Annotated in this window: 5 protein-coding genes; 3 read left to right on the top strand and 2 right to left on the bottom strand. The window is 70.8% G+C overall.

Annotation, left to right across the window (positions count from 1 at the left end; genetic code table 11):
* Positions 1 to 70 precede the first annotated feature (70 nt).
* Both VGH85_00250 and VGH85_00245 read left to right on the top strand, forming a co-directional pair.
* Complete coding sequence (locus tag VGH85_00250; protein HEY2172220.1) at positions 71 to 655, top strand: helix-turn-helix domain-containing protein; 585 nt, start codon at positions 71 to 73, stop codon at positions 653 to 655.
* Entirely contained in the window at positions 652 to 2,211 is a 1,560-nt protein-coding gene (locus tag VGH85_00245) for a glycerol-3-phosphate dehydrogenase/oxidase (GenBank protein HEY2172219.1), read from the top strand. Before VGH85_00250 ends, VGH85_00245 begins: the two co-directional genes overlap by 4 nt.
* Here VGH85_00245 and VGH85_00240 read toward each other — a convergent pair.
* The gene (locus VGH85_00240; protein ID HEY2172218.1) at positions 2,186 to 3,598 is read right to left on the bottom strand and encodes an aspartate aminotransferase family protein; all 1,413 of its coding nucleotides are present in this window, start codon (positions 3,596 to 3,598) and stop codon (positions 2,186 to 2,188) included. The genes VGH85_00245 and VGH85_00240 overlap by 26 nt on opposite strands.
* Positions 3,595 to 4,068: an Lrp/AsnC family transcriptional regulator gene (locus tag VGH85_00235; protein ID HEY2172217.1), complete on the bottom strand. Its 474-nt coding sequence runs from the start codon at positions 4,066 to 4,068 to the stop codon at positions 3,595 to 3,597. Before VGH85_00235 ends, VGH85_00240 begins: the two co-directional genes overlap by 4 nt.
* Positions 4,069 to 4,398: 330 nt before the next feature.
* Here VGH85_00235 and VGH85_00230 point away from each other — a divergent pair.
* Positions 4,399 to 5,585: aldehyde dehydrogenase family protein (locus tag VGH85_00230; protein HEY2172216.1), on the top strand; the 1,187-nt coding region annotated here is incomplete at its 3' end.

The raw sequence follows: 5,585 nt of genomic DNA, 5'->3' as shown, positions 1-5,585 counted from the left end.
CGTCCCACCCGGACCAGATCATCTCGTCGGCCCGCCGACGCGGCGTCTCCACGATATAGTTTTACATATTGTGTCAATCCGTAAGGACGATCGGGTTCTGGACGCGGCTCGCGAGTGCGTCCTGGCCTTCGGCGTGCGGCGGACGACGATGAGCGAGGTCGCCCGCCGCAGTGGGCTGAGCCGGCCCACCGTCTACCGGAGCTGGCCGGACGTCACCTCGCTCGTCGCCGACCTGATGACCCGGGAGATGGCGTCCATCGTGGCCGCCAGCGCGCCTGCGCCAGGGGCACCCGGCTCCGCCCGGGACAGCATGGTCGAGCACGTCGTCGCGATCGTCGACGCGCTGCACGACAACCCGCTGTTCGTGAAGATCCTCGACGTCGACCCCGAGCTCGTGACCACCTACGTCCTCGACCGGCTCGGGGCGAGCCAGCACGCCGCACTGGACTTCCTCGACGGAGGGCTCCGGGCCGGGCAGGCCGACGGGTCGATCCGGGCCGGCGATCCCGCGGAGCTCGCCGCGATGGTGCTGCTGGTCGTGCAGTCGGTGGTGCTCTCCGGTCGGCTGGTCGCGGGCCAGCTGCCGCATCCGCATCTCGACGCCGAGCTGCGCCGGCTGCTGCACGGCTACCTGGCTCCCGGCGAGCACCGATGACCGGCCTCGGCTCTGCCGCGTCGCTGTCCGCCGCGCGGCGGGCCCGCGAGCTCGAGGAGCTGGCGGCCCGACCCGACGTCGACCTGCTGGTGATCGGCGGCGGAATCACCGGCGCCGGGGTGGCGCTCGACGCGGCCAGCCGGGGCCTGCGGGTGGTGCTCGCCGAGCGCCGCGACCTCGCGTTCGGAACCAGCCGGTGGAGCTCGAAGCTGGTGCACGGCGGCCTGCGCTACCTCGCCCACGGCCAGGTCGGGGTGGCCTACGAGAGCGCGGTCGAGCGCGACATCCTGCTCCGGCACACCGCCCCGCATCTGGTCCGCGCACTGCCGATGGTGCTGCCGGTGCTGCCCGGCGTCACGGTCGGCCAGTACGCCGTCGCCCGGGCCGGCCTCGCCGCCGGCGACCTGCTCCGGATCGGAGCCCGCACCCCGGCGACGACACTGCCGCGGGCCCGCCGGATCGGCCCCACCGAGACCCGCCACCTCGCTCCGGGAATCCGGACGACCGGGCTGCGCGGCGCACTGCTCGGCTGGGACGGCGTACTCGACGACGACGCGCACCTCGTGGTGACCGTCGCCCGGACCGCCGCGGCCTACGGCGCCCGCATCCTGACCCGCGTCTCCGCCGAGTCGCTGTGCGGGCACGGCGGGATGCTGCGCGACGAGCTCACCGGCGCCCGGTTCCCGGTGCGTGCGGCCGCGGTGATCAACGCGACCGGCGTCTGGGCGGGGCAGCTCGTGAACGGCATCGCGCTACGGCCGAGTCGGGGCAGCCACCTGCTGCTGCCGGCGGCCGCTCTCGGCGATCTGCGGGTCGGGCTCACGATCTCCGTCCCGGGTGAGAGCAGCCGGTTCGTGCTCGCCGTGCCGCACGGCGACGGCCGGATCTGCGTCGGACCGACCGACGTGCCCAGCGACCGGTCGTTCCCGGACGTCGTCGAGCCGACCGAGGCGGAGATCGGCTGGCTCCTGGACACCCTCAACTCCGCCCTGCAGACGCCGGTACGCGGGGACCAGGTGATCGGCAGCTTCGCCGGCCTCCGCCCGCTGCTCGACAGCGGCGACGGGCGCACCGCCGACCTCTCGCGCCGACACGCGGTTCTGGTTTCCGACACGGGAGTGGTCACCGTCGTCGGCGGGAAACTGACCACCTACCGGCGGATGGCCCAGGACGCCGTCGACACCGCGGTGTCACGGGCCGGCCTCGACGCCGGGCCGTGCCGCACCCACCGGCTCCCGCTGGTCGGTGCCGGCGGGACTGACGGCGCGGCGCCGGCCGGGATCGTCGCGCGCTACGGCGACGAGGCGGCGCAGGTGGTCGCCGAGGCCGGCGGCGACCCGGCGCTGCTGCAGCCGATCGGGCCGGGCATCGCGACCACGATGGCCGAACTGCTCTTCGCAGTGCGCCACGAGGGCGCGCTCGACGTCGACGACCTGCTGGATCGTCGTACCCGCGTCGGGCTGGTGGCGGCCTACCGCGACCAGGCGACCCGGCCGGCCCGCGAGGCGCTGGCCCGCTCCGGCGTCCCGGTCACAGCCGGCTCCATGCCTCGGTGAGGACCGAACGCAGAATCTGCTCCATCTCGTCGAAGTGGCTCTGATCGCACACCAGCGGCGGAGCGAGTTGCACCACGGGATCACCTCGATCGTCGGCGCGGCAGTAGAGGCCGGCGGTGAAGAGCGCCTTGGACAGGAATCCGCGTAGTAGCCGCTCGGACTCGTCCTCGTCGAACGTCTCCTTGGTCACCTTGTCCTTGACCAATTCGATGCCGTAGAAGTAGCCGTCGCCGCGGACGTCGCCGACGATCGGCAGGTCGGTCAGCTTCTCCAGGGTCGAGCGGAAGGCCGCTTCGTTGCGGCGTACGTGCCCGGTGAGGTCTTCACGCTCGAAGATGTCGAGGTTGGCCATCGCCACCGCGGCCGACACCGGGTGCCCGCCGAAGGTGAAGCCGTGCGAGAAGGTCGTGTTGCCGGTGAGGAACGGCTCGACCAGTCGGTCGCGCGCGATCATCGCGCCGATCGGCGAATAGCCGGAGGTCATTCCCTTGGCGCAGGTGATGATGTCGGGCTGGTAGCCGTAGCGGGCCGAACCGAAGTACTCGCCGAGCCGGCCGAAGGCGCAGATCACCTCGTCGGAGACCAGCAGGACGTCGTACTGGTCGCAGATCTCGCGGACCCGCTGGAAGTAGCCGGGCGGCGGCGGGAAGCAGCCGCCGGAGTTCTGCACCGGCTCGAGGAATACGGCCGCGACCGTGTCCGGGCCTTCGAACTCGATCATCTGCGCGATCTGATCGGCCGCCCAGCGCCCGAACGCCTCGAGGTCGTCGCCGTGCTCCGGGGCGCGGTAGAAGTTGGTGTTGGGCACCTTGAACGCACCGGGCACCAGCGGCTCGAAATCCTCCCGAGCGGACGGGATGCCGGTGATGGACAGCGCACCCATCGTCGTGCCGTGGTAGGCGATCGAGCGGCTGATCACCTTGTGCTTGGTCGGCTTGCCCTGGGTCTTGAAGTACTGCCGGGCGAGCTTCCAGGCGCTCTCGACCGCCTCACCACCGCCGGTGGTGAAGAAGACCCGGTTGAGGTCGCCGGGGGCCAGGGTCGCGAGGCGCTCGGCGAGCTCGATGGCCTTGGGGTGGGCGTAGGACCACAGCGGGAAGAACGCGAGCTCGCCGGCCTGCTTGTAGGCGGCCTCCGCGAGCTCGGTCCGGCCGTGTCCGGCCTGCACGACGAAGAGGCCGGCCAGCCCGTCGAGGTATCGCCGTCCCTGGTCGTCCCAGATGTACGGGCCCTCGCCGCGCACGATCACCGGAACCGGATTCTCGGCGTAGGACGACATCCGGGTGAAGTGCATCCACAGGTGCTCGCGGGCGCTGTCGGACAGCGACAGGTCCGCGCGGTCCAACTCCGGTCCCGATCCCGGTGTGGTCGGAGGTGTGGTGGTCATCGGGTCCCCCAGGAATAGGTCTGCTTCGCCAGCCGGAGATAGACGAACGTCTCCGTCGCCTTGACGCCCGGGATGGCGCGGATGGTGTCGTTGAGCAGATGGAGCAGGTGCTCGTCGTCGGAGACGACCAACTCGACGAGAATGTCGAAGGAGCCCGCGGTGACGACGACGTAATCGATCTCCGGCGCGGCGCTGAGCTTGTCGGCGACGACCTGCAGGTCGCCTTCGGCCTTGATCCCGATCATTGCCTGCCGGTGGTAGCCGACGGTCAGCGGATCGGTGACCGCGACTATCTGCATCACGCCGGCATCGAGCAGACGTTGCACCCGCTGCCGCACGGCCGCCTCGGACAATCCGACCGCCTTGGCGATGGCGGCGTAGGACCGCCGACCGTCCTCCTGCAGCTCACCGATGATCTGGCGGGAGATGTCGTCCAAGCCCCCGTCACCGGCCACCTGCCGAGCGCTCATGGCCGCCGGGTCGGGCGGTGAGCGAGGCTGGGACCGGGCATGGACGACGACCTCCTCCACCGGCAGCTGTGCCACCGCTGTGTCGTCATCGTGTCATCCCTGTCTGACCTGTCAAGTGATTCCGTCGTCAAATATACCCGAAACGACGGAATCCCTTGTCAGTAGCCGTGAGATCTGCGAGGGTCGAGTAGCGCTGAGCAGCGTGTACCGCCCCGTCACTCGTGTCCGGTCGAGTCCCGTGAGCTGGAGGTCGTCGTGAGCGACAGCGCACCGCGCCATCTCAAGAACTTCGTCGGTGGCCGCTACGTCGACGTCGCGGACGGACGCAGCATGCCGCTGGTCGATCCCAGCACGGGCGAGATCTTCGCGCACTCACCGATCTCCGGACCGGCCGACGTCGATGCGGCCCTGGACACGGCGTCGACCGCCTTCGAGGGGTGGCGGAACGCGACGCCGAGCGAGCGCAGCCTCGCGCTGTTCCGGGTCGCCGACGCGTTGGAGGCCCGGGCCGAGGAGCTGGTGGCGGCCGAGGCGGAGAACACCGGCAAGCCGGTGGCGCTCACCATGTCCGAGGAAATCCCGCCGATGATCGACCAGATCCGGTTCTTCGCCGGTGCGGCCCGGATGCTCGAGGGACGCTCGGCCGGCGAATACCTCGCCGGGCACACCTCGATGGTCCGCCGCGAGCCGATCGGTGTCTGCGCGCAGGTCACCCCGTGGAACTACCCGATGATGATGGCGGTCTGGAAATACGCGCCGGCCATCGCCGCGGGCAACGCCGTCGTACTCAAGCCGTCGGACACGACGCCGGTGACGACGCTGTTGATGGCCGAGATCGCCGCGGAGTTCCTGCCGCCGGGCGTCTTCAACGTGATCTGCGGCGACCGGGAGACCGGCCGGGCGCTGGTGTCGCACCCCGCACCGGCGATGGTCTCGATCACCGGCAGTGTGCGCGCCGGGATGGAGGTCGCCAAGGCGGCCAGCGACGACCTCAAGAGGGTGCACCTCGAGCTGGGGGGGAAGGCCCCGGTGATCGTCTTCGACGACGCCGACATCGCGTCGGCCGCCGAAGGGATCGCCGGGGCCGGTTACTTCAATGCCGGCCAGGACTGCACGGCCGCGACCCGGGTGCTGGCCGGGCCACGGGTGCACGACGACTTCCTCGCCGCGCTCACCGAGCAGGCCCGCAAGACTGTCGCGGGCGGCCTGGACGTCGCCGACGCCGACCTCGGTCCGTTGAACAACATCGACCAGCTCGGGCGGGTCACCGGGTTCCTCGACCGTGCCCCGGCGCATGCCACCATCGCGGCCGGCGGTCACCGGATCGGCAATCGGGGCTACGTGTTCGAGCCGACCGTCGTCGCCGGACTCCGGCAGGACGACGAGATGAGCCAGAACGAGATCTTCGGCCCCGTCATCACCGTGCAGCCGTTCTCCGACGAGGACCAGGCGCTCGCCTGGGCCAACGGAGTGCAGTACGGACTCGCTGCCAGCGTCTGGACGAAGGACCACGGCCG

It is taken from the genome of Mycobacteriales bacterium, assembly GCA_036497565.1.
Lineage (GTDB): Bacteria > Actinomycetota > Actinomycetes > Mycobacteriales > QHCD01 > DASXJE01.
This window is presented reverse-complemented; position numbering and strand designations above follow the sequence as displayed.